The 25169-nt window shown below is 69.4% G+C and carries 21 protein-coding genes and 2 tRNA genes; 13 read left to right on the plus strand and 10 right to left on the minus strand.

Features of this window, described 5'->3' with window-relative positions; translation table 11 throughout:
* Positions 1-91: 91 nt before the first annotated feature.
* The gene (locus ALI144C_RS06480; protein ID WP_076986086.1) at positions 92-2815 is read right to left on the minus strand and encodes a helix-turn-helix transcriptional regulator; all 2724 of its coding nucleotides are present in this window, start codon (positions 2813-2815) and stop codon (positions 92-94) included.
* Between the two features lie 262 nt (positions 2816-3077).
* Entirely contained in the window at positions 3078-3389 is a 312-nt protein-coding gene (locus ALI144C_RS06485; RefSeq protein ID WP_076986087.1) for an EthD family reductase, read from the minus strand.
* A 125-nt stretch (positions 3390-3514) separates the two neighbouring features.
* On the opposite strand from ALI144C_RS06485, the gene ALI144C_RS06490 reads away from it, so the two are divergent.
* The 3 genes from ALI144C_RS06490 to ALI144C_RS06500 all read left to right on the plus strand — a co-directional run bounded on the left by ALI144C_RS06490 (position 3515) and on the right by ALI144C_RS06500 (position 5622).
* Positions 3515-3859, plus strand: a complete 345-nt coding sequence (locus ALI144C_RS06490) for a winged helix-turn-helix transcriptional regulator (protein WP_076986088.1) — start codon at positions 3515-3517, stop codon at positions 3857-3859.
* Positions 3823-4983, plus strand: coding sequence for an alpha/beta hydrolase family protein (locus ALI144C_RS06495; RefSeq protein ID WP_083752778.1), 1161 nt, complete (start codon positions 3823-3825; stop codon positions 4981-4983). The genes ALI144C_RS06490 and ALI144C_RS06495 overlap by 37 nt, the downstream gene beginning before the upstream one ends.
* A 111-nt stretch (positions 4984-5094) precedes the next feature.
* Positions 5095-5622, plus strand: coding sequence for a DUF4279 domain-containing protein (locus ALI144C_RS06500; RefSeq protein ID WP_076986089.1), 528 nt, complete (start codon positions 5095-5097; stop codon positions 5620-5622).
* Between the two features lie 207 nt (positions 5623-5829).
* On the opposite strand, the gene ALI144C_RS06505 is transcribed toward ALI144C_RS06500, so the two are convergent.
* From ALI144C_RS06505 to ALI144C_RS06520, 4 genes are all read right to left on the minus strand, one after another.
* Positions 5830-6504: a response regulator gene (locus tag ALI144C_RS06505; protein ID WP_076986090.1), complete on the minus strand. Its 675-nt coding sequence runs from the start codon at positions 6502-6504 to the stop codon at positions 5830-5832.
* A 2-nt stretch (positions 6505-6506) separates the two neighbouring features.
* Positions 6507-7649, minus strand: a complete 1143-nt coding sequence (locus ALI144C_RS06510) for a sensor histidine kinase (RefSeq protein WP_083752790.1) — start codon at positions 7647-7649, stop codon at positions 6507-6509.
* Between the two features lie 16 nt (positions 7650-7665).
* Entirely contained in the window at positions 7666-8514 is an 849-nt protein-coding gene (locus ALI144C_RS06515; RefSeq protein ID WP_076986092.1) for a CPBP family intramembrane glutamic endopeptidase, read from the minus strand.
* A gap of 219 nt (positions 8515-8733) precedes the next feature.
* Positions 8734-11595 carry an AfsR/SARP family transcriptional regulator gene (locus ALI144C_RS06520; protein ID WP_076986093.1) on the minus strand — a complete coding sequence of 954 codons (2862 nt, stop codon included), beginning with the start codon at positions 11593-11595 and terminating at the stop codon, positions 8734-8736.
* A gap of 72 nt (positions 11596-11667) precedes the next feature.
* Here ALI144C_RS06520 and ALI144C_RS06525 point away from each other — a divergent pair, with 72 nt between their 5' ends.
* Positions 11668-11865, plus strand: a complete 198-nt coding sequence (locus tag ALI144C_RS06525) for a hypothetical protein (protein WP_076986094.1) — start codon at positions 11668-11670, stop codon at positions 11863-11865.
* A 200-nt stretch (positions 11866-12065) separates the two neighbouring features.
* Positions 12066-12995 carry a phosphotransferase family protein gene (locus ALI144C_RS06530; protein ID WP_076986095.1) on the plus strand — a complete coding sequence of 310 codons (930 nt, stop codon included), beginning with the start codon at positions 12066-12068 and terminating at the stop codon, positions 12993-12995.
* Between the two features lie 30 nt (positions 12996-13025).
* Here ALI144C_RS06530 and ligA read toward each other — a convergent pair whose 3' ends face one another.
* On the minus strand, positions 13026-15017 hold the full coding sequence (gene ligA / locus ALI144C_RS06535; protein ID WP_076986096.1) for an NAD-dependent DNA ligase LigA: 1992 nt from the start codon (positions 15015-15017) through the stop codon (positions 13026-13028).
* Positions 15018-15433: 416 nt separating this feature from the next.
* Here ligA and ALI144C_RS06540 point away from each other — a divergent pair.
* Together ALI144C_RS06540 and ALI144C_RS06545 are read left to right on the plus strand one after the other, a co-directional pair.
* Positions 15434-15506 (plus strand) — tRNA-Asp (locus ALI144C_RS06540).
* A gap of 30 nt (positions 15507-15536) precedes the next feature.
* Positions 15537-15608, plus strand: a tRNA-Phe gene (locus ALI144C_RS06545).
* 49 nt (positions 15609-15657) lie between these two features.
* Here the strand turns inward: ALI144C_RS06545 and ALI144C_RS06550 are convergent.
* Both ALI144C_RS06550 and ALI144C_RS06555 read right to left on the minus strand, forming a co-directional pair.
* Positions 15658-16290, minus strand: a complete 633-nt coding sequence (locus ALI144C_RS06550; protein WP_076986097.1) for a class I SAM-dependent methyltransferase — start codon at positions 16288-16290, stop codon at positions 15658-15660.
* A gap of 16 nt (positions 16291-16306) precedes the next feature.
* Complete coding sequence (locus ALI144C_RS06555) at positions 16307-17482, minus strand: citrate synthase (protein ID WP_076986156.1); 1176 nt, start codon at positions 17480-17482, stop codon at positions 16307-16309.
* Positions 17483-17573: 91 nt separating this feature from the next.
* Here ALI144C_RS06555 and ALI144C_RS06560 point away from each other — a divergent pair, with 91 nt between their 5' ends.
* From ALI144C_RS06560 to ALI144C_RS06590, 6 genes are all read left to right on the plus strand, one after another.
* A complete protein-coding gene (locus ALI144C_RS06560; RefSeq protein ID WP_076986098.1) occupies positions 17574-18698 on the plus strand; it encodes a citrate/2-methylcitrate synthase in 1125 nt (374 codons plus the stop codon).
* Between the two features lie 49 nt (positions 18699-18747).
* Positions 18748-19968: a S1 family peptidase gene (locus ALI144C_RS58645; RefSeq protein ID WP_168211187.1), complete on the plus strand. Its 1221-nt coding sequence runs from the start codon at positions 18748-18750 to the stop codon at positions 19966-19968.
* Positions 19969-20116: 148 nt separating this feature from the next.
* Entirely contained in the window at positions 20117-20263 is a 147-nt protein-coding gene (locus ALI144C_RS55305; protein WP_168211188.1) for a hypothetical protein, read from the plus strand.
* Between the two features lie 77 nt (positions 20264-20340).
* Entirely contained in the window at positions 20341-21504 is a 1164-nt protein-coding gene (locus ALI144C_RS06580; protein ID WP_083752781.1) for a YcaO-like family protein, read from the plus strand.
* A gap of 17 nt (positions 21505-21521) precedes the next feature.
* Positions 21522-22904 (plus strand): TfuA-like protein, encoded by a 1383-nt coding sequence (locus ALI144C_RS06585; protein ID WP_076986100.1) that lies wholly within the window; start codon positions 21522-21524, stop codon positions 22902-22904.
* The gene (locus ALI144C_RS06590; RefSeq protein ID WP_076986101.1) at positions 22904-23614 is read left to right on the plus strand and encodes a class I SAM-dependent methyltransferase; all 711 of its coding nucleotides are present in this window, start codon (positions 22904-22906) and stop codon (positions 23612-23614) included. The genes ALI144C_RS06585 and ALI144C_RS06590 overlap by 1 nt, the downstream gene beginning before the upstream one ends.
* Here the strand turns inward: ALI144C_RS06590 and ALI144C_RS06595 are convergent.
* Positions 23592-25166 carry a long-chain-fatty-acid--CoA ligase gene (locus ALI144C_RS06595; RefSeq protein ID WP_076986102.1) on the minus strand — a complete coding sequence of 525 codons (1575 nt, stop codon included), beginning with the start codon at positions 25164-25166 and terminating at the stop codon, positions 23592-23594. The genes ALI144C_RS06590 and ALI144C_RS06595 overlap by 23 nt on opposite strands.
* Between the last annotated feature and the right edge of the window lie 3 nt (positions 25167-25169).

Genomic DNA, 25169 nt, shown 5'->3' on the forward strand with positions numbered 1-25169 from the left:
GTCTCGATGCCGGAAACGCTAGGCGAGGCTCACCGCCGACGAATCAGTCATCGTGACTGGTGTCCGGGGAACCGTCGACCGGCGTCGGCCGTCAGACGAGGTGGACCAGCTCGGTGCGACCGGTGACGCCGAGTTTCGGGTACGCCTTGTAGAGGTGGTGGCCGACGGTCCGAGGGCTGAGGAAGAGCTGTGCGGCGATCTCCTTGTTCGTGTGACCGGTGGCGGCCAGCCGTACGACCTGCAGCTCCTGCGAGGTCAACAGGGTCAGCGGGCCGCTGCGCCGGGGCTCGTCGCCCCGCTCGCCGAAGGCGGCCAGTTCGCCGCGCGCACGCTCGGCCCAGAGCTGCGCGCCGAGGCGCTCGAACGCGGACACCGCCGCCGCGAGATGAGCGCGGGCCTCGGTACGGCGGCGCTGGCGCCGCAGCCACTCGCCGTAGACCAGCTGGGTGCGGGCGCGCTCGTAGGGGCCGCCGTGCCGCTCCTGGAGCCGCAACGCCTCGGCGTACAGCGCGTCGGCGTCGCCCTCGTCGGCCAGCAAGGCCCGGCACCGCAGGACGAGCCCGGTGGCGACCGGGCGGTCGACGTGCTCAGCCCAGTGCCGGAACGCTGCCAGTGGTCCGTGGGCGCGTTCCGGCACGCCGCCGCGTACGGCTGCTTCCACCAGGTCCGGCACCGCCCGGACCAGGAGGTCGCGGCTGGCAGGTCCCCGGGACACTCGTTCGAGCCGGTCGACCGCGTCCCCGAACCGCCGGGCGGAGAGGTCGAGCATCCCGAGACCCCAGTCCGCGATCTCGGCATTGACCTGGTGCCGGGCTCGGGCGCGCGGGAGCACCTCCTCGGCAAGAGCCCGGCAGCGTGGCTCGTCACCCGACACGGCGTGTAACCACACCTCCACCGACCGGTGTGCCAGGAGTTCGGTCGTGTTCCCGAGTTCGGCGCTCACGGACGCGCCTTCCGCCACACACGCGCGGGCGTCCGCGAAATCGCCGCGCAACAGCCGCGCCACGGCGAGCACGTTCAGGGTGTACGGGACCCACCCCAACGCCCCGGCAGCCCGCACCTCGGCCAGCATGTCCTCGGTCCCGGCGATGACGCCGTCGTCGTCGGCGATCATGAGCCCGCCGAACCCGGCGGTGATGCGGTGCATCAGGTCGTTCCCGCCGTTGCGCGTGGCGGTGTGGAGATCACGCATCGGGCCGACGGCCAGCTCCGGGCGTCCGGCGAAGAGCTCCGCCCATCCGAGCAGGGCAGCGACAACCGGTGCCCAGTGCTTCGGCGGGGTGAACCCGCGCATCAGATCCGCCGCACGCTGCAGCAGGTCGTGCGCCGCTCCGTGCCGGGCGGCGTGCACGGCCTCGTAGAGCGTGAGCGCGGCGCGCTCCGGATCGGTGTCGCGCACCAACTCGGCGGCCTCGAGCGTCAGCTCCGCGTCGGCCCGCGGCGAGGTGCGTTCGTACTCCACGGCACCACGGGTGTAGATGGCATCGGCCCGGACGCCGGTGTCGGAGGTGAGCGCGAGCGCTTCGGCCGCCAGCCGGGCGGCGCGGTCGGCCTTGCCCGCGTCGAACGCGGCCTGGCTGGCCCGGACGATGCGCCGGGCCTTCAGCTCCCGGTCGGCACTGAGCCGGCCTGCGCGTTCGTAGGCAGCGCACACCGCCATCGCGCCACCTCGGTGCCAGGCCCGCTCGGCCACGCCTTCGAATTCGGCGGCCACCGCCTCGTCGGGTTTGGTGGTGGCAGCGGCGAGGTGCCACGCCCGGCGGTCGGCATCGGCGTCCGCGCGCAGCGCCTCGGCGTACGCGCGGTGTACCTCGATCCGCAGGTGCAGCGGCGCGTCCTGGTAGGCGGCTGCCCGGACCAGGGGGTGGCGGAACGCGATCCGGCTGTCGATCCGGACCAGCCGGTCGCGTTCGGCGGGCGCCAGGTCGCCGGCGGCGCCACCGAGGGATTCGATCACGTGCAGGATCGTCGAAAGGGGCGCCGCCGTGTCGGCTGCCGCCACCAGAAGCGCCCGCTGGGTGGGGCCGGGAAGCTCCACGATCTGGTGGCGGAACGCCTCCTGCACGCGGCGGGTCACCGGCAGCGGGCCGACCTGCTCGGCCGGGTCGGACTCGTCGACATCGCGGGCCGCGAGCCGCGACAACCCGAGCTCGATGATCGCAAGGGGATTGCCGCCGGACTCGGCGAGAACCCTGGTCCGCACCCGATCGGCGAGGTCCGGTGCGTGGTCGTCGAGCAGCCGGGCGGCTTCGGGCGCGGCGAGGCCGGGCAGATCCACGACATCGACGCCCGCGATCACGAACGGCATCGACGTCTCGCGCACCGCGAACAGCACCGCGATCGGGTCGGCCACGAAGCGGCGGGCCGCGAACAGCAGCGCCTCCACGGAACCCTGGTCGAGCCATTGCAGGTCGTCGACCACGCACAGCAGCGGGGAATCCTCGGCCAGGGCGGCGAGCAACGACAGAGTGCCCGCGGAGATCAGGAACCGGTTGGCTTCGTCTCCCTCGGCCAGGCCGAAAGCGCACCGCAGCGCCGTGGCCTGCGGAGCGGGCAGGGCGTCCAACCGATCCAAGTGCGGGAACAGGAGTTGGTGCAGGCCGCCGTACGCCAGCACGGAGTCGGACTCGATCCCAGCCCCGCGGACCACCTGCATGCCCTCGGCTTCGGCGATCGACACAGCGCGGTCGAGAAGGACCGTTTTCCCGATTCCCGCTGCGCCCCGCAGCCCCAACGCCCCGCTGCGCTCGTCGCGCGCATCCGCCAGCAGGCGCTGAACCCGCGCCTGCTCGACGTCCCTTCCCACCAGCGACATGCGGTCACCCTAAATGGACGGTGCGAACTCGGTCCCTGCGAGGCTGGATGGCAAGAACCTCGATCGACATCGAGCGGAGGCCACAGTCGACACAATGGACTGACCGGCGGACTGACCGGCGGACTGACCGGCGGACTGACCGGCGGGTTCGCCGGTGGACTCGCCGCCGGAGCAACCAACCCCTCCACCACGTTCGCGCTCGCGGTCGGAAAACCGACTCTGCCGAAGTGAGTGCGTTCGATCGTGTCGGCGAAGTGATGGCTCAGCCGGTGACGTCCCGCACCGGATAGTCGATGACGACCACACCGCCGGTGGCGTAGTTGGCGACATCGGCGGCCACCTGCTGGCCTTCCGGAGACGACCTCGCCGCGGCCAGTGCCGCAGCGTCAGCGAACTCGGCTTGGAAGACCGCGAAGTACGGAGACTGTCCCCGCATAGCTGCCACGTCGAAGCTGTAGTGCCATCCGAGCAGGCCGGGCATGAGTGCGACCAGCGGGAGGTGGTGGTTCACGTAGTAGTCGCGGAAGTGGTCGGGATCGGCGGGCTCGGGATACAGGACAACCAACTTGTGCATGTTCGGTTCCTTTGTGCGTGTGGAGGTGCAGGGGTATCAAGCCGCCCGTGTGATTCGGAAATCGAAGCGGCCGCCGGTGAGGCTACTGTGTCGGATACCGAAGCATCAAGAGGGGCGGACAGACGATGACGATGCCCAGGCCAGGGCAGCCGGTACGAGGATCGAGTACCGGCCGTCCGCTGATGGCCGCCCTGGACCTGTTCGGCCGCCGCTGGAACCTGCGCATCATCTGGGAGCTTCAGCACGGACCCGTCGGCTTCCGTGCGCTGCAACAGCGCTGCGACAACATGTCCTCCAGCGTGCTGCGGCAGCGGCTGACCGAGCTCCTCGACGCGCAGCTCGTGGCGCAAGGGCCGGACACGACCTATGCCCTGACCGAACTCGGCCACGGCGTCTACCTGGCGCTGCGCCCACTCGCCCGCTGGTCCGGCGAATGGGCCGCGAAACTGGCCGAGGACGGCGACGCGTAGCGCCGCTCGGCGGCCGCAACCGACCTCGACGACCCGTCACCGCCCCCTCCCTCAAGCGAGGGAGCAGCGCCTCCGTCAAGCGCGGGAGGATCACCACGCCCGCGCTCAGCGGGCCCTTCCCGGTGGGCACCACCGACCTGCACCTGGTGGACAACGCCCGCCAGGACCCGTGGCGACCAGCCGGGAAGCGCGAGCTGATGGTCACCGTCACCTACCCCGCCAAGCGCGGAGGGCAGCGCACCGACTGGATGACCCACGGCGTGGCCCCTCGCCTCGACGCGCTGGCGTCCGGTCCGGACCTGCTCGACCTGCCCACCGGCACGGTCGACTGGGCCGGTTCGCTGCGGCAGGCGCGCACCGGAGCCGCCGCCGACCGTTCGCAAGACTGGCCCGTGGTGGTGTTCTCACACGGCTACGGCGGCGCCCGGGAGCTCAACGCGACGCTGACCGACGACCTCTCCAGCCGGGGCTACGTCGTCGCGTCGATCTCGCACACCGGCGAGGCAGCGGCGGTGGAGTTCCCCGACGGCCGGGTCATCCCGAGTGCGGTCGACCAGCAGCACGACCCGCAAGGCAAGCTCGCGCTGGACACCCGGGTCGCCGACAGCCGGTTCGTGCTCGACCAACTCACCAGACTGGAACGCGGCGCGAACCCCGACGCCGAACACGACCCGCTGCCGCGTGGCTTGACCGGCTCACTGGACCTGGACCGCGTCGGCATCTACGGCCACTCCTACGGCGGCTTCACCGCCGCGGAGACGATGTACCACGACCGCCGGTTCGGCGCGGGCTTCAACATCGACGGCTCGATGGCCTGGGACATCGACGGCTACGGCGAAGCGGTCAGACACGGCCTGGACCGACCGTTCATGCTTGTCAACGGCGACCTGGTGGACCCGGGTACAGGGGAGGTCTTCCACCACTCGCACCTCGACACCCGGCTGGACCCGACGTGGGGCGCGTTCTGGTCCAAGCAGCACGCCTGGAAACGTGACCTGCACTTCGACCACAGCACCCACTACAGCTTCACCGACCTCCAGATCGCCGCGCCCCAGCTCACCTCCAACGCGGTCACCACCTACACGAAGACGCCGCTGTACAACGTGAAAGCCAAGGACTGGTAACGACATCAGTCCCTGACGAGCACGCTTCGGCCGGGTCGCTCGGCGCCTCGATGTACCCGGATCGACCTGGCGTTGGAGGAATGTACGTCTGACAGCTGGGAAAGTGACCTGATGTTCTGGATCTACCTGCGTGTTGTCAGCGACTCGTTGCCGCCTGAGGAGATCACGAGTGCGCTGGCCGTTGAGCCTGACTGGGCCCACGCGAAGGGAAGCAAGCGGCACCCGCACGCAACCCCGAGGGCGTTCACGACTTGGGCCAGAGAGGTGACCGGCGGGCGCCGCGACGAGCATCCCATGGAGTTCGGGGGTGTGATCACAGGCTGGGGTATGCCTTTTGCGAAGGCCCTCGCTGGGCTGGCCGACCGTGGTGAAGCCACCGCGGGCTTGACGATCGTGCAGGAAGTTCGCGATATCGACAGTCCACAGCAGAAGGGACTCTGGCTGACCAGGACGCGATCGCCTGGCTGGCGGCCGCTCGAGCAGCGCTGGACATCGACCAGTACATCTTTCATGAGTGTCAGGAGAGCCTGTCACCTCACGACTGATCAACACAGTCCGAGCCTGCATCGCAAGGCAACACCAAGCAGGGATCTTGGGCATGGCACCCTGCGCCCGTCTCCGGAACGGTTCCGCCGATGAGTTTGACGGCGGTGCTGGGACCAGGTGCCATTGCCACCGCGCCCCCGGCAGCGCCGATGTCATGGCGGACGGATCTTTGGATGCTTGGCGTTCGGGCTCGCGGCGGGCACGGTCCAGCACGGTGTCGCTGAGCGGTTGGGTCCTTGGTCCGCTGTGGACGCGAAACGCTCATCGGCGCGGTTCACGGTCGGCTCGACGTGTGTGGCTTCACTCGGCGACGACCAGTCCTACCCGGTAGGCAAGGACAACTGCCTGCACGCGGTCACGCAGATCGAGTTTGGTCAGGATCCGGGAGACGTAGGTCTTCACGGTTTCCGTGGTGATACACAGCTTCTCGGCGATCTCCGCGTTCGACAGGCCCGCGGCGATCTGTTCGAGCACTTCGAGTTCCCGGCGAGCGAGGGTCTGCCGGACGTGGTCCCGGCCAGAGTGGGTGGTGTCGGTGGGTCGCAGGCGCTCGGCGAAATGACCGATCAGGGTACGAGTGACCGCCGGGGCCACCAGCGATTCCCCGGCGGCGACAGTACGCACGCCCTTGATCAGTTCCGCCGGTGGCGCGTCCTTGAGCAGGAACCCGCTGGCGCCGGCTTTGAGCGCCTCGTAGACGTATTCGTCGACGTTGAAAGTGGTGACCACCAACACTTTCGCCGGGTTGTCCACGCCGGGCCCGGCCAGCCGGCGAGTGGCCTCGATACCGTCGAGGACGGGCATGCGAATGTCCATCACCACGACGTCCGGGCGCAACCGCAGCGTCTCCTCGAGAGCCTGCCTGCCGTCCGCGGCCTCGCCGACGACCTCCATGTCCGGTTGCGCCGAGAAGATCGTGGTGTACCCGGCGCGCACCAGTTCCTGGTCCTCACACACCAGAACCCGGACAGTCATGCCTACCTCCGTGACGGGATGAGAGCGTGCACCCGGAATCCGCCTTCTGGCCGGGCCGCGGCCACCAGTTCACCACCGAGCATCCGTACCCGCTCCCGCAGCCCACTCAGGCCGCGCCCGCCCGACCCGACCGCAGGCGCGCCTGCGGAGGTCCCGTCCGTCGTCACCTCGATCTCGATCCGGTCGTCGTGATCGTCGATCTCGACCCGGGTCAGGTGTCCCGTCGCGTACTTCATCGCGTTGGTCAGCGCTTCCTGCACCACCCGGTACGCCGCCAGTTCGATGTCGACGGGGTGCTCCCGCTGGTCGCCCCGCCTGTTCAGGTCGACCGGCTGACCGGACAACCGGGCGTGCTCGACGAGGTCGCTGACCCGGCCCAGGGTCGGCGACCGGTCGGCCCTCGCCGAGTCACCCGTCGCCTCGAGCACGCCGAGCAGGTGACGCAGTTCCGTCAACGCCCGGCGACCCGTGTCGCTGATGGCGTTGAGCCCTTTCTCCACGTGGTCCGGCGCCGAGTCGAGCAGGAACTGCGCCGCGTCCGCCTGGACGACCATCGCGGTCACGTGGTGGGTCACCACATCGTGCAGGTCCCGGGCGATACGGGCCCGCTCTCCGGCGGTCGCCACCTCGACACTCAGTCGACGGTTCTCCGCCTCCTCGGCCCGCCACCGGCGCATCGCGGTCCCGGCCATCCACATCACCATCAGACTCAGGTAGAAAACGACGAAGACTTGGAGCTGACTGGGCGAACCCAGCAGGTGCAACGTGATCGCCAGCCCGGTGTAGCCCGCGATCGCTGTCGCCGCTGTGACCCGGCGGTACCGGACCTGGTGCGCCCCGACCGTGAAGAGCGCCAGGTAGAACCCGATGCCGGCGATGGTGTCCGGGTAGCCGAACGACTGATGCAGTGCGAAGGCGATACCGGTGACCGCCAGACAGCCGGCCGGCCAGCGCCGTCTGATCGCCAGCGGCGCAGCTTGTGCGACGACCAGCACAAGCGCGAGCGCGTCAACCGGGCGTTTCGGCAGGTCACCGAGCTGAGGGCCGACGGCCGCCACGGTCGGTACGAACGCCAGAGCCGTGAGAACCAGCGCAAACGCACAATCCTTGGTGGGCGCGGACAGTCTCTGCCACCATAAGAGCATCGCGCGAGCGTACTGGTCAGGCCACGGCATTGAACCGGCGCTGGATCTGCCCGGTGCGGGCGGCGCGGCGCAGCAGGACAACGGTGGGCACAACGCAGACCAGCAGCGCGATCAGGCTCGCCTCGGGTCCGAAGATGCCACCGGTCAGCACGGCCGGACCAGACAGCGTGGTCCGCAGCAGCCCGTGCGACGCCTCGGCCGAGCCGGAGATCGCGACGCCGAAGACGCCGGCCTGGGTGAAGTTCCAGGCGAAGTGCAGGCCGATCGACAGCCACAGCGAACGGGTCGCGACATAGGCGGCGGTCGTCAGGACCCCGCCCGTCAGGGCGATCGACAGCACGCCCCACAGCGTCGCGTCGGCGTTGATCGAGTGCGTCAGACCGAAGATCAGTGACGACAGGATCAGCGCGATCACCGTTCCGGTGCGTTCCTCCATGATCCGGAACAGCACGCCGCGGAACAGCACCTCTTCGGTGACCGCGATGCTCGCCGTCAACCCGGCAGTGCCGAGGCAGCCCCAGACCGAGCCCCACGACATGTCCTGCCAGCCGCCGAACATCCCGATCAGCAGGATCAGCAGGACGAACAGCCCGGACCCGAGCAACGCCCCACGCCGCAGCTGGGACCACACCCGCACCGCGGCGAGTTCGGGGATATCCGCCCGCTGCTCCACGACCTGCGACAGCTTGCGATAACCGGCCACAACAGCGATGACGCAGCCAATCCCCAACGGCAGGGCGAGCAGCACAACCGGCGACACCAGCTGCATGATCACCGCGTTCGCCAGCATCACGATGGTGAACGTGACCAGCAGCACGGGTAACCGATACCTGCGCAGCCGCCCGACTTCCTTCGACAGAACCATTGCCTCGTCCTCTCTGCGGTGATCTCTTTGTGTGACGCAGAGATTAGGAGGCCAGGCCAGCCATGGAATCCCGCTGGGAACAACAACCCGTGTAGCTCTCACGGGGGACAACAGCCCCCAGGTGCCACGGCAACCAGCCCAACACCCGTCCGGACGCCAACGTCCGCTCATGCCACAGAGCGCGAGCCTCATTGTTTTCAGCGCCGTCTGGAGTCGTGGTCAGGTGTCGGCGGTCAGGTGTTGGCGGATGGCGGCGGCTTCGGGGGCGTTGAGTTCGGTGTAGAGGGTGAGGGCTTGCTCGAGGTGCTGGCGGGCCTGGATGGGTTGGTCGACGTGCTGGTGGGCCTGGGCGAGGCCGTGGTGGGCGTGGGCTTGTTGGAGCTGGGCGCCGATCTCGCGGGCGATGGTCAGCGCGTCGCGGAAGTGGCTGAGCGCCCGGCTGGGGGCGTGTGTGGCCAGGGCGGATCTGCCGAGTTCGGTGTGGATCTGTGTCGCGAGCGTGCGGTTGTGGCCGCTGTGCGTGAGTTTGAGCGCGCGGTGGAGGTGGTCGACGGCGGTGTCGTGCTGCTCGAGGCTGCCGTACACCTGGCCGAGGCCGTACAGCACGTGCGCGATCAGGCCCGCGTCGTGGAGGTCGTGCGCGATCGCCAGGCTCTGCCGCAGGCAGTCGACGGCGGCAGCGTGGCGGCCACGGTCCCGGTGACATTCTCCGAAATTGTTCAGCACGACGGCCGTGCTGTAGTTGTGGCCGCTCCGGCGGGCGAGGGCCAGCGCGTACTCGAAGTGCTGGATCGCCCCATCTTGGTCTCCTTGTCGGTCCAGGGCGTAGGCCACACCGGTCGCCGCGTGGATCTCCAGCACGTGGTCATGATGGGTGCGGGCGCTGCGCAGAGCGCGCTCGTGGTGGTCGTGCGCCTCGGCGTCGCGGCCGAGCCGGGCGAGGGTATGGCCGCGCAAGTAGAGCGCATGGCCGTGGGCCAGCGGATCGGGTGCGGTGACGGTGACCGCGCTGGTGTGCAGGGCGAGCGCGTCGTGGTAGTGCGCATCGACGTCGAGGTAGCGGAACAGGATGGACGACAACCGACGGGTGTGGTCGGGCCAGCCGTGCGTGGCGGCGTATGCGGCGACGGCCAGCAGCATCGGGCGTTGGGCATCCAGCCAGTCCCGAGCCGGCCGGTCGTTGAGCGTCGGCGCGTGCGGTACCGGCGCGCCGACGGCGGGTCGGCGGTAGCGCTCCTGGGGCGTGAAACAGTCCATGACCACGGACGCCGCGTAGACGTAGTAGTCGAACAGGCGGGTCAACGCGGCCCGATCATCAGTGGCGCGCGTCAGCTCACCGGCGTACAGCCGGACGAGGTCGTGCAAGCGGTACCAGCCGGGCCGGTGTGCCTGGAGCAGGTGTGTGGTCGTGAGCCGGCGCAGCAGCGCCTGGGTTGCGGCGATGGGTGCCTCGAGCAGGTTGGCCGCCGCCGGGATGTCGATGTCCGGGCCGGGTGCGAGGCCGAGCAGGCGGAAGGCGCGCGCGGTGGCGGGGTCCAGCGCCGTGTAGGAGGTGGAGAACACAACGCGCAGGTTGGCCGGTAGCTCGCCGGAGTCGAGGGCATCCAACCGGGCCTCGCTGTCGCGCAGTTCGGCCGCCAGGGCCGTCAGTGGCAGGTCCAGTTGGGTCGCGGCGCGGGCGACCACGATGCCCAGCGCGAGTGGCAGACCGGCGCAGGCCCGCACGATCTCCAGTACGGCCCCGGGTTCGGCGTCGACCTGCCGCGTGCCGAGTCGCGATCGCAGCAGGTCCCGCGCGTCGTCCTCGGTGAGCAGGCGCAGGGGCAGGGAGCGGGCGCCGTGGCCGGAGACCAGCGAGGGGAGCTGGCTGCGGCTGGTGATCAGCACGGCGCATGATCCGCCGCCGGGCAGCAGCGGGGTCACCTGCGCGGTGTCGCGGGCGTCGTCGAGGACGATCAGCATCCGGCGGTGCGCGGTGAGGCTGCGATACAGCGCGGCCTGCGGATCGAAGTCGGCCGGGATCGCGGCCGGCGGCACCCCGAGCGCGTCGAGGAACCCGCGCACCGCGGTGGCCGGCGGCACCGGTGCCGCGTGGGGGTCGAACCCGCGCAGGTGGACGTAGAGCTGCCCGTCGGGGAACCGGTCCGCGTTGTCGTGTGCCCAGCGCAGAGCCAGCCAGGTCTTGCCCATGCCGCCCGCACCGACGACCGCGTAGATCGGCGAGCCGCTCGAGGCCAGCAGGCCGTCCAGGGCGGCAAGCTCGGCGACCCGGCCGCTGAACGAGGCCGGCACCGTCGGGAGCTGCCTGGGAACGGTCGGCTCGGCCGGACGGCTCGTCGGCTCGTCGGCGGCGAGTTCTGGGTCCGAGGTCAGGATCTGCTGATGCAGGTGCCGTAGCTGCGGGCCCGGGTCGACGCCCAGTTCCTCGGCGAGCCGGGACCGTACCCGTTCGTAGTGCCGCAGCGCGTCGGCCGGACGGCCGCAACGGTACAGCGCCAGCATGAGCTGTCCAGCCAGGCGCTCGTTGCGCTCTGCCTCCGCGGCTGGTAGCTCAGCGACCACCTGCGCGTGCCGGCCTGCGCGCAGCCGGATGTCGTTGCGGTCCAGCTCAGCGGCGAGCCGCTCGCGATCCAGCTCGGCACGCAGCGCGCTGAGCCACGCCAGATCCAGCCCAGCCAGCGGACGGCCCCACCACAGCCCGACTGCCTCGTCGAGCAACGCCAGCGCGTCGCGGTCGTCCTCGGCCGTGCCGGCCTGCCGCACCAGGTGGCGGAACCGGTACACGTCCACGGTCATCGGATCGGCCGCGAGCAGGTACCCGCCGCCGCTCCGGCGAATCGCCACACCGTCCACATCGGACAATGCGGTTCGCAGCCGGGACAGGTAGCTGTAGATCGCGTCCTTGGGGCGGCGAGGCTGGTGCTCACCCCACACCCGGTCGGCCAACAGATCCGGCGACACCGTCCGGTTGACCTCCAGCACCAGCACAACCAGAACAGCCCGCTGCCGGGAGGGCCCAACATCCACCGGTCGGCCGTCGGCCTCCACCGCGAACTCGCCCAGCAGCCGGAAATTCACCATGAATCCCACCCCAACGGCCGTCACAAGGTCTACGGAAGGTTCCCACACGGTCGGCCCGGCACTCTGCTCCACATGCTGAATTACCTGAAACGCCAGCGAATCCGGGCCATTGACGGGTACCGCGAGGCCGAGCAGGACAAGCTCGCCAAACCTCAAGCGGTCACGGACACCAGAGGAGGCCAGGACCGCTCCGGTTGGCCGGTCTCAGGCACGTTCTCCGTCCTTGTCCTGGCCGACAGCATTCACATGCACGCTCGCATGAACAGGTAGCGGACCTGAGGCCCTGCCAACGCGATCCGCCGAAGCCGGCTCGGCCGATGTGCGCGCGACCTGGCTGACCCGGCACTGGGCCTCCGCATGGTCTTCGACGGGCCGCCTGCCGATCTCACGGCCCGGCTTGCGGCGTTGTGGGTGGTACTCGTGGCATCGTGGTCCTCGGTATCCCGGCGCGACACAGGGGTGTGATTGCGATGCCAGAGCCGGCCGAGCAGGCCCTGCGCTGGGCGACCGACGCGGTGGGAGGCGGCGTCCGAGTAGCCGCGGTCACAGGATTGCGAGAGGGAGCCAATCCGTGGTTGTTGAGATTCGAACCGGCCGACCGGGTCGAGGCGGCCGTGCTGCGACTCGGGGACCCCGCTGATCCCGAGCATCGCCGGCGGTTCGGCACCGAGGTGGCGGCACTGCGAGTTGCCGGTGACCACCATCAGTTGCCTGCGGCCCGGCTGATCGCCACAGATCTCGACGGTGCCGCAGCAGGCGCTCTGGCAGTGCTGACCACGGTCCTGCCTGGCAACAGCCGGATCCCATCGGTCGCCTCCATCGGGCGGCTGCGGGGCTTGGGGGCCGCGGCGGCGGCACTGCAGTCGGTCCCGCTGGCGCCTCGGAATGCTCTGCCGCTGCGGACCAGTCCGATGGCGGATGTGGACTTCGCGGCCCGACGCCGGGAGAAGGGCACCACTGCGCTGCTGGCCGCTGCTGAGGAACGTCTGAAGCGGCTTCCCGTGCCCGGCGGTCCGACGGTCTTCGTGCACGGTGACCTGTGGTACGGGAACACCCTGTGGTCCGGCGACCGCTGCACAGGCATTGTCGATTGGGACAGCGCCGGCGCCGGATCGCCCGGAATCGACCTCGGCGGGGCGCGCTTCGACGCGGTCTTGATGTTTGGTCTACCCGCCGCCGAGCAGGTGCTGGAGGGCTGGCAACGGGCTACCGGCCGACGGCCGGGCCAGGTCGCGTACTGGGACGTCGTGGCGGCGTCCCGCACCCTGGCCGACATGGCGTTCTGCGTTCCGGCGCTCCACGACCAGGGCCGAACAGATCTCGACGCCGGCATTCTCGGGCAACGCCGAGACGCATTCCTGAGCACCGCATTGAGCCGACTCGACGCCGACGGTCGATAGCCGACGATCGAAGCGGGAGAGCCAAGGTGTCTACGTGACGCCCGCCGCGATCAGTTGCTGCCAGATCTCGCCCTGGTCGACGACCGCCACCTCGAGCTTCTCGGCCTTGGCGATCTTGCTTGCGCCGACGTCCGCGCCGGTGATGAGCATGTCGGTGTTGGCCGATACCGACGACGCGGCGGTGGCGCCCGCTTTCTCGCACAGGCGCTGGAAAGTGGGACGGGGGACCTTCTCGCCTGTGCGCGGGTCGCTGATCGTTCCGGTGATCACGACCGTCTTGCCTGCCAGCGGCGCGTCGGACGCGACGACCGGCGGGAGGTCCTCTTCACGCACGTCCAGCGAGACGCCGTTCTCCCGCAGCCGCTCGAGCTCCGGCCGCAGGCGGGTGAGGTGCGCGGTCAGCGACGCGGCGACCTTGGGCCCGATGTCCTCCACGGCGACGAGTCGTTCCTCCCCGGCGTCCGCGACCTCTTCCAGCGACCCGAAACCCGCTCGGCACAGCCGCGTCGCCGTGCCCTCGGAGGCCATCGGGATGGCCAGGCCGATCACCGCGCGGCGCAGGCCCACGTCCCGGCTGGCGTCGATCGACTCGATCATGCGGGTGGCCGAGACCTCCCCGATGCGGTCGAACTCCAGCAGCGTCTCCTTGGTCAGGCGGTAGAAGTCCGACGGGTTCTCCAGGTGCCCCGCCTCGGCGAGCCGTTCGATCCACATCGGACCGATGGCCTCGATGTCCGCCGCGGCCCGCGACGCCCAGTGGATCAGCCGCCGCACGGTCTGCGCGGGACAGGAAACGTTGGTGCAGAACAGCTCCCGGCTGTTGCCCTGCTCGGTCAGCGGCTGCTCGCACGACGGGCAGACAGCGGGCGGCACGATGTCGCGCTCGGCACCGGTCCGTTTCGACTCGTCGAGCACACCGGCCACGAACGGGATCACGTCACCCGCGCGGCGCACAAGCACGGTGTCACCGATCTTGATGCCGCGGGCGCGGATGACCTCCTGGTTGGCCAGCGTGGCGCGGGTGACGGTCGTGCCGCCGACGAACACCGGCTCCAGGTGGGCGACCGGGGCGATCTTGCCCGTCTTGCCCACGTCCCACAACACGTCGGACAGGATCGTGGTCTTCTCCTCGGCGGCGAACTTGTACGCCAACGCGCCGCGAGGCGAATTCGATCTCGTCCCGGCCGCCGCGAACGCCCTGCGGTCGGCCAACCGCAGCACGGCGCCGTCCAGGTCGTAGTCGAGCTCGTTGCGTTGCTGCTCGATGGCTTCGATCGTCTCCTGCGCCGCGGCCGCATCCGGGCAGTGGCGCATGTCGGCCCCGGTGAACCCGAGCGTGGTCAGTCCCTCGGCGAGGTCCGCCGCGGCACCGTCCGCCGACGTCTCCAGGTCGAAACCGAAGAACTGCAGACGGCGCTCGGCGACCGTGGCCGGGTCCTTCGCGCGCAGCGTGCCCGCGGCGGCATTGCGCGGGTTGATCAACGGCTTGTCCGGGTGCGCGGTGTTGTACGCGGCGAACGTGGACCGCAGCATCACCGCCTCGCCACGCACCTCCACCCTCCCCGGCGCGGGAATGCGCGACGGCACACCGTCGACCAACGCCTTGGTCAGGATGGTCACGTCGTCGCCCGTGGTGCCGTCGCCACGAGTGATCGCACGGCTCAACCGGCCGTCCTCGTAGACCAACGCCAGCGACAGGCCGTCCAGCTTCGGCATGACCACGACCGGCTGGCCGGGGAAGCGGTCGAAGAACGCCACGACCTGCTCGGGCTTCGTGGCCTTCTCCAACGACAGCATCGGCCGCGAATGCCGGATCGGCGCGTGCAGCACCGACGGGGCGCCCACCTGCTCCAGCGGGTTCGGGTCGGGCGCCAACTCGGGGTTGGCGTCGACCAGCGTCCGCAGCTCGTCCTCGATCGCGTCGTACTCGGCGTCCGCCACCAACGGCGAGCCCCGGTAGTACGCGTCACGCAGCACCGTCACCCGGTCTGCGAGTTCCTGAATCCTGTCCCCGGCGTTCACAGGGCAAGACGCTACCGGCCCCCACCGACAGTCCCGTGCTTCCGCTGGTCACGGCTCCGTTCCGGTGCGGCGGACGAGGGCATTGAAATATGTTTGACGCGGGCGGTCGACTGCGTGAGGATTGACCTGTCCAAAACGGAGAAGGAGCGGTCATGAAGGCAACGGGGTTCGCAGTCGCCGCGATCGTTGCCGACGATCGCGATGATCTCTTCTTTTGGCATCTGACCTGCGCGGTCTCTCCATGATGTTGCCAACGTCATGGCAGGAGCCGCCCGTCGGGTAACCGGCAAGGGCGGCTTTCTTTTTGTGTTGTGCATTTCTTGAACTAATCGGTGAGCTGGGGAAGCGGAATGGCCTCCAAAGCCGTTTGTCAGGGGGTTCGAGTCCCTCCACCGGTGCGCTGAAGAACAACCGATGCTCACGTGGCCCAGTGGCTAGGGCAGCTCCCTGTCGAGGAGACGATCGCGGGTTCGAGTCCCGTCGTGAGCGCGCGCCAGGCACCGAGCCGGTGCCTGACCACGTCCTGTAGCTCAGTTGGCAGAGCACCCGTTTGAAGCGCGGGTGGCCCAGGTTCGAGTCCTGGCGGGACGGCTGTGGCCGAAGCCGAAGGAGTACTTCCACCGCCGCGGACGTCAGAACCTCAGTTCTCACGGCGGGCGAACACGAACGCCTGTGGTTTCTCGCCCGGGTCGAGCATCGTGTACGCCTCCACCTCGAAGCCGCTGTCACGCAGCCAGTCGCACACCTGGTCCGGCTGGCGGCGGTGGACGTGCACCTTCATCGGGTGGCCGCCGTAGCCTTCGGTCTTCAGCCGCGTCGACTCGCCGACGTGGAACAGCAGCTGCACAGGCCCACCCGGTCGCAGGACGCGGTGGAAGTGCTTGAGCACCACCTGGATCTCGTCGTCCGGGACGTGGATCAGCGACTGCCACGCGAGCACCCCGGTGACCGAGGCGTCCGGCAGGTCGAGGTCGGTCATCGAGCCCACCTCGAACCGCAGGGAGGGATGGGCCAGACGCGCCACGTCGATCATGCCGGGGGAGAGGTCGATGCCGAACGCGTCCACCCCGAGTTCGTTGAGGTACGCGGTGACCTCACCTGGCCCGCAGCCGATGTCGGCCACCAGCCCGCCACCGGCGGCTTTCACGTTCTCGGCGAACATACCCAGTGCTGTGCGCAGGTACTGTTCGTTGGTGATGGCGCCACGCACAAGGGCGGCGTAGTCCTCCGCGACCGTGTCGTACGAGGTTCGTGTGTCGGCTAACCAGGTCACGGCGCGCGACGTTACATCATGACGGGCGGATTCCGGTGTACACCCCGGTCATTCGCAGGCGTAGGCCTGGTTCGTGGTATTCCTCCACCGCGTGTGCTGTCCAGCCGATCATCCTGGCGATCGCGAAGACGGCTTCGCCCGCGTCGGGGCGCATGTCGTACGCGTGCATCATGGCGGCCAAAGCCAAGTCCACGTTGGGAAAATCGCGGCGGCGCAGCTCCGACGCGACTGTGTCCACTGTGGACATTACTCGGTCGGCAGCGGGAACTGCGCGCAGCATGTCCAGCAGCAGGTCGGCTCGGGGATCGCGGTTCTCGTAGAAGCGGTGGCCGAAGCCGGGCACGCTGCCGCCGGTGCGCAGGCGTTCGGACAGCGCCGCAACGGGATCGGTCATCGCGTCGGCCAGGAATCGGTGGGCCAGGCTGCTGGCGGCTCCGTGGTAGTGGCCGTCGACCGCGCCGAGACCGGCGGAGATCACCGCGTACAGGTGCGCATGGGCGCTCGCGGCCACTCTTGCGGCCACTGTGGACACCGCGAGATCGTGGTCCGCCAACAGGACCAGTGCTGCGTTCAACAACGTCGGGTTGGGCTCGGTCGCGCTCAGGGCTGGCCACAACCGCTCGGCGAGGCTGTCGCCGTCCGCTGAGCCGACCGCGTCGACCAGGGTGCCGATCAACGTTCGCGCGGCTGTCACGATCGCGGAGGTCGACAAGTCGAACCGCATCGGGTCCGCGCACCCGAGCGTCGCCACCGCGACCCGGAGCTGGTCGGTCAGCCGGGCGGACGACGGGAGCACCCCGATCGACGACTTGGCCAGCCGCACCATGTCCGGGGGCGCCGGGAACGGCTGTTCGGCGAGTTCGCCGGTCCACAGCAGTCCCGCCACCGATTCCGCCGCCACCGTGGGGGCGAGGTCGGTCACGCGGTGGCCCCGGTAGTACAGCTCGTTGTTCTCCAACAGGGTCAGGTCGGTGCGGATGCTTGTCGACTGGCCCGCCGGGCGGTCTCCCCGGCCGCGTGCGGCGAGGCGGTTCACGTCCTCCTGGCGGAACACACTGCCCCTGCGGCCCGGTGTCCGGGTGCTGGCCAGCTGGCCGCGGCTGACGTAGGCGTACACGGTTTCCGGCTTCACGCCCAACTGGCGGGCCACCTCGGCCGTGTTCAGGTAACGCTCGTCACTCGCGTCCGTCATGACCTGGGCCTTTCCGATGAACATTGACTGGATCAACATTGACAATAGTTGATTGGCGCGCCGAGAGTGACGGGGGAAGAGGGAGGTTGCGATGACAGTCATCGAGGCACCGCCGGGCCTGCGCGATGTGGTGGTGACGGACACCGAGATCGGTGACGTGCGCGGCAGGGAGGGCTTCTACCACTACCGCCAGTACTCCGCGATCGACCTGGCCACCACGAGGACGTTCGAGGAGGTCTGGTTCCTGTTCGTGGAAGGGCGGTTGCCGGACGAGGGCGAACTCGCCCGGTTCACCGCCGAGGTGGCGGCGTTGCGGGCGTTGCCGGACGAACTGCGCTCCGTGCTGCCCGCCATCGCGTCGGCGGGAGAGCGGTTCAACCCGTTGGCAGGCTTGCGAACCGCGTTGTCGTTGCTGGGCGCACAGCGCGGCCTGCCCGCGATGTACGACGTCGACACCGCGCGGCACCGCGCGGACGCGCTCATGGTGTGTGCGGTGACGCCGACGATTCTCGCGGCGTTGCACCGTCTTCGTGCCGGGCTGGACCCGGTCGAACCGCGTGCGGACCTGTCCGCGGCGGCGAACTGGCTGCACATGGTCAGCGGTGACGAACCCGCTCCCGCCGCCGTCGCTGCGGTGGAACCGTATCTGGTCTCGACCATCGACCACGGGTTCAACGCGTCCACGTTCACCGCGCGAGTGGTGGCGTCCTCTGGGGCGGACGTGGTGTCCGCGATCGCCGCGGCGATCGGCACGTTCTCCGGGCCGTTGCACGGCGGCGCACCGGATCGCGCGCTGGCCACGCTCGACGAGATCGGCACGCCGGACCGGATCGACGACTGGATCCGGGCGCAGGTGCTGGCCGGTGCGAAGATCATGGGCTTCGGGCACGCGGTGTACCGCACCGAGGACCCCCGGGCGCGGATGCTCAGGGAGATCGCCGTCGGGCTGGGCGGTGACCTGATCGACTTCGCCTCGACGGTCGAACGGCGGGTCGTGGAGATCCTGGCCGAGCTGAAACCGGGCCGTGAACTGCACACCAACGTCGAGTTCTACGCAGGCGTGGTGATGGAGCTGTGCGGCATCCCGCGCACCATGTTCACGCCGACGTTCGCGGTCAGCCGGGTGGTCGGCTGGTGCGCCAACGTGCTGGAACAGGCCCGCGGCGGCAAGATCATCCGGCCGTCGGCGCGGTACGTCGGACCGCCACCCGGCTGATCCGCGCGCCCCGCGCTTGTCGGTGTTTTCCCGCTCTGGCATGGTGAGGATGTCGTGGTTCGAGCGGGGGACGGGCGTGTGGGGTTCAGTCGGTAGGAGTGCTCTGGCCGTTCTCGTTTCGGTGCTCGCGGTCAGCGGGATCTTCCCCGCGACGGCGTCGGCGATCGTCGGTGGCCAGGAGGTCTCCCAGGAGTACCCGTGGGCGGTGGTGGTCGAGCACTCCCGCGGGGCGTGCAGCGGCGCCCTGATCTCGCCCCGCTGGGTGCTGACCGCCGGGCACTGCATCGTCACCGACCGGCCCGACCAGGCCGAAAGCGACCCAGGGCTGGACAACCCGCTGCGCCCGGCGGACGACTTCCGCCTGTACATCGGCTCGACCGTGCGGTACGAGGGGCAGGCCCGCGGCGCCTCCCGGCTGGTCAAGGGACCGCCAGGGCTCGACATCGGCCTGGTCGAGCTCGACCGGGCGTCGGACAAGACGCCGATCCAGGTCGCGGCGCGGATGATGCCGCGCAGCGGGCAGGAGGCGATGCTGGTCGGCTGGGGCCAGGTGTGCGAGGCGAAGGACTGCGCGGTCGCCACGACGCTCAAACAGCTGCCTCTGCGCCTGGCCGCGCCCGCGAGCATGGCCTCCGGCAACGAACTGCTGACGTGGCCGGAGCAGGACCCGAGGCAGCGGGCGGCCAAGGGTGACTCCGGCGGCCCGATCATCGTCCAGGACAACGGTCAGTGGCAGCTGGTCGGCACCCTCAGCGGGTCGGGGACGACCGGCGACAGCTCCGCGCAGAAGGGCCTCGCCACCAACGTCACCACCGTGCACAACTGGCTTGATGCCACCGCCGCGACCACCTCGCCGGAAGCGAACATCTGGAGCGTCGAACTGGTGCTGGTCCTGGTCATCGGCGCCGTGGTCGTGTTCGTGGTGATCAGGTCGTTCCGGCGGTCACGCGGGCGAAGGCGGCCGTTCCACGCCGTGGCGGCGCCCGTGCAGCGCGCCCGCGACGAGGACCTCGAATACCTGGAACAGTGGGCGCTGCAACGCTCCGGCGTCGAGGCCTACTACGAACCGGGCACAGCCACCATCGTCGCCACGGTCATGCTCATCGCGGGCGACGGCGAGTGGACACGGCGCAAGATCGGCAGCCTGGAAGGCACGATCCGGTTCGGCAACCAGCGCGGGATTCCCGTCTACGAGGTCTTCCGGACCGGTTACCCGCAGCGCAAACGGGACTTCGACGAGCGGTCACGCCGCCCGAAAACCCTCGGCTGACCCCGTCCGAACACTCACGATTGACCTTTCGGGCAACAAGGTTGCGGGATTGCCTCATTGTCAGTGAACTCGCCACGCGGCTCGCTGATAGTTGGGTGCGGTGCCGGTGCGAATCGACACGGAAGTCCTGAACCGAAAGGAGTCGCCTGTGACTGTGGGCACGCTGGTTGTTCCGTCGGAGGCCGAACTGGATCTCGACTGCGAGTTCGGTGTGGAGCGTGCGACCGCGCCCAGTTCGTGGTTCTTCGTCACGAACTTCGACGGTGTCCCACCGGATGAGTTGAGCGGGGACTGAGACCGGATCCGCTGGTCCGGGCCGGTCGGGTGGCCCCGTTCGCGGTGGCCCCCTGACCGGCGGTACGGGGAAAGGAAATGGTGCAGATGGCCGCGGCGGTCACGACCAAGGTCGTGCTGGACGGCACCCACCGGACCAGGGCGCCCGAGGCCACCTGGGAATGGATCAGGCCACGCCTGTCCCGGATGGGAATCACCCGGGTCGCGGACGTGACCTGGCTCGACGACATCGGTATCCCGGTCTTCCAGGCGGTGCGTCCCAACGCGTTGACCTTGTCCGTCTCCCAGGGCAAGGGGTTGACCCCGGCATTGGCCCGGGTGTCCGCGGCGATGGAGTCGGTGGAGCTGTGGCACGCCGAGCATCCGCTGCCGGTCGCCGCCAGTGAGGTCTCGGCCGAGCGGATGGAGCCGGTCGTCGGCTACGCCGTCGAGGATCTGGTGCTGGCACCGCGACACCGCCTCACACCGGACACCCGCCTGCGGTGGCGGCGTGCGCAGCGTGTCGACGGCGTGGGGGAATCCTTCCTGCCCATGGAACTGCTCCGGCTGGACGCCCGTGTCACGCCGCGCTGGGACCCGCCGTTGTTCCGAGCCACCAGCAACGGGCTGGCCAGTGGGAACACCCTTGCCGAGGCGTTGCTGCACGGGATGTACGAAGTCATCGAGCGGGACACGATGACCAGGGCGGCGCACGGCTCACAGCTGCAGCCGGTCGCGCTGGAGAGCATCGTCGACGCGGGACCGGCGTTGCTGCTGGAACGCTTCCGGGCCGCCGGTGTCGAAGTCGAAGTCGCCTTCGCGCACAGCGCCTTCCCGGTTCCGACGTTCACCGCACAGATCTGGAGTGAAGCCTTCCCCAGGGCGTTCACCGGGAGCGGAACCCACCTCGACAGCGCGGTCGCGCTCTCCCGCGCGCTCACCGAAGCGGCGCAGTCTCGAGCCACGGCGATCGCGGGCGCACGGGACGACATCGGCAAGTCGGTCTACCGGCAGGCCACGTCCGACGGTACGCGTCGCTCATCGCGGATCGGGCCTCGGCGGGATGGCCGTGCGCGGGTGCCCTTCGACTCCATCGATTTCCTGCGGCTGCTGGACACCGACTCGGAGCTGACACACGTCGCACGGGTGATCCACGGGGTGACGGGCCACCCGCCCCTGTATGTCGATCTCACCCGGCCTGAGATCGGTATTCCCGTTGCTCACGTCGTGTGCCCCGGCGCCGTCTTCGACGTCCGTCACTGACCAGGGAAGGGAATCGCGTGGTCGCCCGGTACTTGTTCGTCGGCCCCAGCCTGGTGGACGCCACCAGGCAAGCGAGCGGCTCCGATGTCGTGGTTCTGCCGCCGGTCGCGGCGGGGGACCTGCTTCGCCTTCCCCTGGCGGCCGGTGATGTGGTCGGAATCGTGGACGGCTTCTTCCACCAGGTGGGGGCCGTCCGGCACAAGGAGATCCTGTTCCTGCTGGAGCAGGGGGTGCGGGTGCTGGGTGCGGCCAGTATGGGTGCGCTGCGCGCCGCGGAGCTGGACGTCTTCGGTATGGAAGGCATCGGCCGGATCTACGCCGACTACCGTTGCGGCGCCCTGACAGCCGATGACGAGGTAGCCCTGCTGCACAGCACGAAAGATGAGGACTACCGGCCACTGTCCGAACCGCTCGTCTCCATGCGAGCCACCCTCGACGGTGCTGTGCGTGACGGTGTCTGCGAAGCCGCAGCGGCAGCCGGCTTGATCGACGCGATGGCCGCGAGACCGTTCGGACTCCGCACCTATGACGCACTGTGCACGATCGGTGCCGAGATGGGGCTCGATCCGTCGATCCTGCGGGCACTGCGCGATCACTGCCGAGACCACCGGGTCGATCTCAAGCGGGATGATGCCTTGTTGTTGCTCGAGCAGCTGCGGTCAGCCGACGCGCCCCCGGCCACGCGGCCCACGTTGTCCGTCAACCGGACGACGTTCCTGCACGCGTGGCAGCTGGGCGCTCTGGGCACCGGGAATGACTCCTCACACGTGCCGGATCTGGGAATCCTGCGCGCGCTCCAGCTTTTCGCGGCGGATTACCCCCACTTCCACCGTGGCATGGTCCTCGCCGCCATCGCGCGCGAATGCGCCACGCGATGTGGTGTCGTGACAGCCGACAATCCATTGACCGCGGCGGTTCTCCACGGCGAGCACTGCGGCTTCTACAAGTTGCCCGCGGATCCGTCCCGGCTGGGATTTCTCAGCCAATGGCTCACGGCGGCGGAACACGGCACACTCACCCTCGACGAGCAGCTCGCTGTGTTCCTCGTCCGTAGCTTCCGCACAACCCCAGGCACCATGGGGGATGAGCTGGCCATGGACACCTTGCGCGGAACGCCGGCGTGGGCACGGGCCCGTCGGGTCGTCGAGACGGCCTGGACCATGAACGAACTGACCTTCGCGCGGCACCCGGGCCGGGACCTCGAAACGTTGTCACCACAGCGGATTGGTGAGCAGTTCGCCAGCGCCTGGGCTGTCGACGGCGATGAGCTCGCCCTCGCGGCACTGGACCGGGGCATCGAGCCCGACGGGCTGGTCGCGGCGGCTCGCTTCCTGTACCTGCTCGCCCGGTACAACCCGGCCGCGACGCGACTCGTCATCGACACCGAGGAGAACCTGTGATGGGCGACGCCAGCCTGTTCGACAAAGCGCTTGGGGATCCGGCGAGCACCCTCTACATGGAACTCGAGCACTCCGACCTGCCGCCGAACGCGCAACCGGTCGGGTGGTGGCGACGCGAGCCCGGAGCCGTGGCACCGCCGGACATCGACGCCCTTGACTGGGTGCGAGAGGGATACGTCCTCGACATCGGGTGCAGCACGGGCCGTCATCTCGAGATCCTCGCGGAACGCGGGGTTCGTGGACACGGAATCGACACGTCCGCTGCCGCGGTGGCGCTCGCCGCGCTGGCAGGCGTGGAAGTCGTCCATGCGGACGTCAACCAGTACGTCCCACCGGCTGATGTGGACGTGGTGCTCGCGCTTGGCGGGACCGGCGGAATATGCGGCACTGTGGAGGCGCTTCCGGCATTTCTGTCTCGCATGGCAGGTTGGCTGGGACCCGATGGCACGATCGTGTTCACCAGCGCCGATTGGCGCAGGCTTTCCGGGCTGGACGACGGGAGCGGGTGGACGACGCGACGCTACCCCGGGGACTGGCGGATGCGATTCCGGCTCGGTGAGCAGGTCGGCCCCTGGTTTCCCTGGCTCGTCGTCGACATCGACACCCTCGCGCGGGTGTGCGGGCAGGTCGGACTGCGGATCGAGCAACGGAAACTCTGGATGGGCGGGACCATCTACGCTGCTCTGCTCAAACGTTGTTCCGGGGCATGAGGGCGTAACCGATGGCCTGTCCGGACCGCGCCCAGACCGGGTCGTCGCAGTCGATGCCCTCGGCCGCCAGGCGCCGCTTGACGACCTTGAACGTCGACGTCCGCGGCAGTTCCGCCACGACGCGCACGTACCTGGGCACCTGTTTGGGACCCAGGTCGGGCTGGTCGGCCAGGAAACGCCCGAACTCGGCGGGGTCGAGCGGTGTGCCGCGGGTGACGATCGCGGCCATCACCTGGTCCCCGGTGACCGGGTCGGGCACGGCGTAGACGGCGGTTTCGGCGATCGCCGGGTGTCGCAGGAGGATCCGTTCGATCGGTGCGGTGCCGAGGTTCTCGCCGTCGACGCGGAGCCAGTCGCCGAGTCGCCCGGCGAAGTAGACGAACCCGTCCTTGTCGGTGTACGCCAGGTCACCGGTGTGGTACCGGCCGTCGCGCAGCCGGTGCGCGTCGGCCTCGGGGTCGCGGTAGTACCCGGCGAACCAGCCCGCGCCCGCCGTGTTGACCAGTTCGCCGACGGCTTCGGCGGCGTTGGCCAGGCGGCCGTCGGCGTCGTACTCGGCCGGTGGGCACGGGTGGCCGGTCTCCGGGTGCAGGATCGCCACGTCGTCGGCCGGTTTGCCCAGCGAGTGGGGTGGGGTGTCCGCGGTGCGGGCGAAGCCGACTCCGCCTTCGGTGGACCCGAACGCGTCGACGACCGCGCAGCCGAACCGTTTCTGGAACGCGATCAGATCCGCGCCGGCGCCCTCATTGCCGTACACCAGGCGTAGCGGGTTGTCCGCGTCGTCGGGACGTGGTGGCGTGGCCACCACGTAGGACAGTGGTTTGCCGACGTAGTTGGCGTAGGTGACACCGTACTTCCGGACGTCGGGGAGGAAACCGGACGCGGAGAACCTGCGGCGCAGCGCGATGTTCGCGCCCGCCGCGAGGCCGACGGCCCACCCGGCCATGATGGCGTTGGAGTGGAACATGGGCATCGAGACGTAGACCGTGTCCGACGCGGACAGGCGGAAGCGTTCGGCGAGCATCCGCCCGGGGAACGCGACCTTGCCGTGCGTGCACCGGACGGCTTTCGGGTCGCCGCTGGTGCCGGACGTGAAGATCAGCATCAGCAGATCGGCGGCCGTGACTGGAACGGGTTCCAGTGGTGCCTCTTGCGGTATCCGCCACGACTCCAGCTCGTGGACGGCTGCCACGCCGAGGTCCGATCCTTCCAGCAGGGGCAGGTGTTTCCGCTCGGCGAGGACGAGTTGGCAGTCCGCGAGCCGGATGTCCCGGGCGAGCGCTTCGCCCCGCCGGGTGGGGTTCAGTCCGACCAGGACAGCGCCGGACAGCGCACATCCGCCCAGCAGGAACGAGAAAGCGGGCACATTGTCGGCCAGAATGCCCACATGGGGCGGTATGTCCCAGTTCAGCGCCGTTCGCAGGGCGGCGGCGTACCGCGCCGAGATCCGGATGTGCTCGGCCCATGAGTGCGTCTCGTCCTCGAACCGCAGGCCGGTGTGCTCGTCGCCGGCGCGGGCCATGAGGAGGTCGGTGACTGTCGGGACGCTCATCGA

The sequence above is a fragment of the Actinosynnema sp. ALI-1.44 genome, assembly GCF_001984155.1.
Taxonomy (GTDB): domain Bacteria; phylum Actinomycetota; class Actinomycetes; order Mycobacteriales; family Pseudonocardiaceae; genus Kibdelosporangium.

Bases quoted from the DNA above. Each gene is read 5' to 3' on its own strand.
- ALI144C_RS06480 (WP_076986086.1), bottom strand. From the start codon at position 2,815: ATGTCGCTGGTGGGAAGGGACGTCGAGCAGGCGCGGGTTCAGCGCCTG.
- ALI144C_RS06485 (WP_076986087.1), bottom strand. From the start codon at position 3,389: ATGCACAAGTTGGTTGTCCTGTATCCCGAGCCCGCCGATCCCGACCAC.
- ALI144C_RS06490 (WP_076986088.1), top strand. From the start codon at position 3,515: ATGACGATGCCCAGGCCAGGGCAGCCGGTACGAGGATCGAGTACCGGC.
- ALI144C_RS06495 (WP_083752778.1), top strand. From the start codon at position 3,823: ATGGGCCGCGAAACTGGCCGAGGACGGCGACGCGTAGCGCCGCTCGGC.
- ALI144C_RS06500 (WP_076986089.1), top strand. From the start codon at position 5,095: ATGTTCTGGATCTACCTGCGTGTTGTCAGCGACTCGTTGCCGCCTGAG.
- ALI144C_RS06505 (WP_076986090.1), bottom strand. From the start codon at position 6,504: ATGACTGTCCGGGTTCTGGTGTGTGAGGACCAGGAACTGGTGCGCGCC.
- ALI144C_RS06510 (WP_083752790.1), bottom strand. From the start codon at position 7,649: ATGCTCTTATGGTGGCAGAGACTGTCCGCGCCCACCAAGGATTGTGCG.
- ALI144C_RS06515 (WP_076986092.1), bottom strand. From the start codon at position 8,514: ATGGTTCTGTCGAAGGAAGTCGGGCGGCTGCGCAGGTATCGGTTACCC.
- ALI144C_RS06520 (WP_076986093.1), bottom strand. From the start codon at position 11,595: ATGGTGAATTTCCGGCTGCTGGGCGAGTTCGCGGTGGAGGCCGACGGC.
- ALI144C_RS06525 (WP_076986094.1), top strand. From the start codon at position 11,668: ATGCTGAATTACCTGAAACGCCAGCGAATCCGGGCCATTGACGGGTAC.
- ALI144C_RS06530 (WP_076986095.1), top strand. From the start codon at position 12,066: ATGCCAGAGCCGGCCGAGCAGGCCCTGCGCTGGGCGACCGACGCGGTG.
- ALI144C_RS06555 (WP_076986156.1), bottom strand. From the start codon at position 17,482: ATGACGGACGCGAGTGACGAGCGTTACCTGAACACGGCCGAGGTGGCC.
- ALI144C_RS06560 (WP_076986098.1), top strand. From the start codon at position 17,574: ATGACAGTCATCGAGGCACCGCCGGGCCTGCGCGATGTGGTGGTGACG.
- ALI144C_RS58645 (WP_168211187.1), top strand. From the start codon at position 18,748: ATGTCGTGGTTCGAGCGGGGGACGGGCGTGTGGGGTTCAGTCGGTAGG.
- ALI144C_RS06580 (WP_083752781.1), top strand. From the start codon at position 20,341: ATGGTGCAGATGGCCGCGGCGGTCACGACCAAGGTCGTGCTGGACGGC.
- ALI144C_RS06590 (WP_076986101.1), top strand. From the start codon at position 22,904: ATGGGCGACGCCAGCCTGTTCGACAAAGCGCTTGGGGATCCGGCGAGC.
- ALI144C_RS06595 (WP_076986102.1), bottom strand. From the start codon at position 25,166: ATGAGCGTCCCGACAGTCACCGACCTCCTCATGGCCCGCGCCGGCGAC.